The following is a 2,905-nucleotide window of genomic DNA, read 5'->3' as shown; positions in this document are numbered from 1 at the left end:
GATGGGGAAGTCGGCGCGGCCAGGGCGGGGACCGGAGCAGTCGGCGCGAGCCTTACGCTGAGTCTGCTTTCAGCCGCGGCCGGCGTGGCCGGGAACTCTCCGCGACCGCGCGCGGCGAGCAACTTCAGCAGTGCGAGGTGCGCTGCCGCGGAACACACGCACAGAACCAGCAAACGCCGGTGCCGGGACAGGAAGGCAAGCTTCATGCCGCTAGTGTAGCAGTGCGCTGGTGGCCTTCCTCAACCCGTCTTCTCGACTGCCTTGACCATGCACTTCGACAGCTTGTCGAAGTGCGCCAGCGCCGCCTGCGTGAGCGTTACCTGCTTGCGCCTCGTGTCCTCGGTATCGGTCAGCATGATCCAGCCCTTCTCGCGCATCGACGTCAGGCGGCTGTGGACGGTGGCCGGCGCACCGAGTTCCTTCTTGGCCATCATGTCGCGCACACACAGGCGCTCGCCGTCCTGCATGGCGCGCGCGACGGTGCCGAGGATGCGTTCTTCCAGCGGGTCGAGCGAGGGCAGGGACGGCAGCCCGCGCAAGGCTTCCGCGAGTTGCAGAAAGCGCAGATAGATGTCGGCGGGACGGGTGGATTTGCTCATGCGCAGATTATAATGCGATAGCCACGCGAACTCCATCACCTACAAACCCTCATGTCATCCCCTTTAACTCCTGGTAACCACGCTGGACCGGGCGTATCCGACCGCGCCCGCGTCGCCTGCGCGAGCGTCGTCGGCTCGGTGGTGTTCTATCTGCTGCTGGCGCGGTTGCAGGACTGGGTGTTCCCCAACGTCGAGTTCATGCGCGGGGTCGGCTGGATCTACCTGCCGGCGGGCGCACGGCTGCTGTGCCCGTTGCTGCTGGGCTTGCCCGGCGCCGTCGGCGTCCTGGTGGGGTCGTGGTGCGAATGCTTCTTCCACCTGTATCCGGACGATCCCGTGCGCTCCTTCGCCGGCGGCATCAGCTCGGCGCTCGCGCCCTACCTGGTGTACCTGTTCGCGCTGCGGGTGCTGGGCATGCAGGCGTCGCTGGCCAACCTGACGTCGCGCCGCCTGCTGCTGCTCGTGCCGCTGTTCGGCGTGGCCAGCCCGCTGATGCACCACCTGTGGTTCTGGATGCATGGCGACCACGTCGACCTGGCGCAGGGCTTCGCCGTCATGGCGGCCGGCGACATGCTGGGCGCGCTGGTGGTCCTGTACGCCCTGAAGGGCATGCTGGGGCTGCTGCCGGCGCCGGCACCCCGCCGGGAGGATCTTTCATGACGCGACGGACATGATTCCGCCGCGGATTCATGAATCCCATTCATAAGGTCAAGCAATCCCCGCCGGTCCCGCGCGGCAGGTTTGCCGTTACCATCGTCGTCCCGCGATGCAAACGACAACCTTACGAAAGGATCATCCATGACCGTCAAGGCCTATGGCGCCCATGCCGCCGACAAACCGCTCGAATCCCTGGACATCGCCCGCCGCGCGCCGGGTCCGCACGACGTGCAGATCGAGATCGCCTATTGCGGCGTGTGCCACTCCGACCTGCATACGGTGAAAGCCGAGTGGGCCGGCACCCTGTATCCGTGCGTGCCGGGCCATGAGATCGTCGGCAGGGTCTCCGCCGTCGGCGCCCACGTGAAGGATTTCCGGGAAGGTGACCTGGTGGGCGTCGGCTGCATGGTCGACAGTTGCCGGCACTGCACGGACTGCGAGGAGGGCCTCGAAAACTATTGCGACGGCATGGTCGGCACGTACAACGGCCCGACCGCGGACGCACCCGGCCACACCTTGGGCGGCTATTCCGAGCGCATCGTCGTGCACGAGCGCTACGTGCTGCGCGTGCGCCACCCCGAAGCGCAGCTCGCCGCGGTCGCGCCGCTGCTGTGCGCCGGCATCACGACGTACTCGCCGCTGCGCCACTGGAACGCGGGCCCGGGCAAGACCGTGGGCGTCGTCGGCATCGGCGGCCTGGGCCACATGGGCATCAAGCTGGCCCGCGCGATGGGCGCGCACGTCGTCGCCTTCACGACGTCCGAATCGAAGCGCGCGGATGCCGAGGCGCTGGGCGCGCACGAGGTGGTCGTGTCGCGCGATGCCGATGCGATGGCCGCGCGGGCGAACAGCCTGGACCTGATCGTCAACACGGTCGCCGCGCCGCACGACCTGGACGCCTGCCTGAACCTCCTGAAACGCGACGGCACGATGGTGCTGGTCGGCGCGCCCGCGACGCCGCACCCGTCGCCGCAGGTGTTCAACCTGATCATGAAGCGCCGCGCGCTGGCCGGCTCGATGATCGGCGGGATCGCGGAAACGCAGGAGATGCTGGACTTCTGCGCGCAGCACGGCATCGTCGCGGACATCGAGATGATCCGCGCCGACGAGATCAATGCCGCGTACGAACGCATGCTCAAGGGCGACGTGAAGTACCGCTTCGTGATCGACAACGCGACGCTGGCCGCCTGATGCAGCCACAAGTCTCATCGCTCCCGAACGGCGTCGCGCAGGACGCGCAAGCCGCATGGGGCGCCGTGTTCGCGCTGGCACTGGCCGCGTTCGCGCTCGTCGCGTCCGAGTTCATGCCGGTCAGCCTGCTCAGTCCCATCGCGTCGGACCTGCGCATCAGCGAAGGCCAGGCGGGGCTGGCGATAGGCGTGTCCGGCGCGTTCGCCCTCGTGACGAGCCTGTGCGTCGCGCGCCTGGCCGGACGCCTCGACCGCAAGGTGCTGCTGCTCGGCCTCACGTTGATGATGATCGTGTCCGGCACCATCGCCGCGTTCGCGCCGAACTACGCCGTGTTCATGGCGGGGCGGGCGTGCATCGGCGTGGCGATCGGCGGGTTCTGGTCGATGTCGGCGGCGACCGCGATGCGGCTCGTGCCGGACCACCTCGTGCCGCGCGCGCTGGCCATCGTCAACGGCGGT

General features: G+C 68.1%; 5 protein-coding genes. 3 read left to right on the top strand and 2 right to left on the bottom strand.

Annotated elements, in window-relative coordinates; translation table 11 throughout:
• Together ACEN88_RS28355 and ACEN88_RS28350 are read right to left on the bottom strand one after the other, a co-directional pair.
• Positions 1-206 (bottom strand): hypothetical protein (locus ACEN88_RS28355; RefSeq protein ID WP_413345038.1); only part of this gene is annotated, 206 nt, incomplete at its 3' end.
• Between the two features lie 33 nt (positions 207-239).
• Positions 240-599 carry a MarR family transcriptional regulator gene (locus tag ACEN88_RS28350; protein WP_075791842.1) on the bottom strand — a complete coding sequence of 120 codons (360 nt, stop codon included), beginning with the start codon at positions 597-599 and terminating at the stop codon, positions 240-242.
• 51 nt (positions 600-650) lie between these two features.
• Between ACEN88_RS28350 and ACEN88_RS28345 the strand changes: the two genes are divergently transcribed.
• From ACEN88_RS28345 to ACEN88_RS28335, 3 genes are all read left to right on the top strand, one after another.
• On the top strand, positions 651-1,259 hold the full coding sequence (locus ACEN88_RS28345) for a hypothetical protein (RefSeq protein ID WP_413345036.1): 609 nt from the start codon (positions 651-653) through the stop codon (positions 1,257-1,259).
• A 138-nt stretch (positions 1,260-1,397) separates the two neighbouring features.
• Entirely contained in the window at positions 1,398-2,447 is a 1,050-nt protein-coding gene (locus ACEN88_RS28340; RefSeq protein WP_413345034.1) for an NAD(P)-dependent alcohol dehydrogenase, read from the top strand.
• Positions 2,447-2,905: MFS transporter (locus ACEN88_RS28335; RefSeq protein WP_413345032.1), on the top strand; the 459-nt coding region annotated here is incomplete at its 3' end. The genes ACEN88_RS28340 and ACEN88_RS28335, both read left to right, overlap by 1 nt.

Source organism: Massilia sp. CT11-108 (assembly GCF_047302915.1).
Taxonomy (GTDB): Bacteria; Pseudomonadota; Gammaproteobacteria; order Burkholderiales; family Burkholderiaceae_D; genus Telluria; species Telluria orientalis.
Note: the sequence above shows the minus strand (reverse complement) of the source record. Positions and strands in the feature narration are given on the sequence as shown.

Bases quoted from the DNA above. Each gene is read 5' to 3' on its own strand.
- ACEN88_RS28345 (WP_413345036.1), top strand. From the start codon at position 651: ATGTCATCCCCTTTAACTCCTGGTAACCACGCTGGACCGGGCGTATCC.
- ACEN88_RS28340 (WP_413345034.1), top strand. From the start codon at position 1,398: ATGACCGTCAAGGCCTATGGCGCCCATGCCGCCGACAAACCGCTCGAA.
- ACEN88_RS28350 (WP_075791842.1), bottom strand. From the start codon at position 599: ATGAGCAAATCCACCCGTCCCGCCGACATCTATCTGCGCTTTCTGCAA.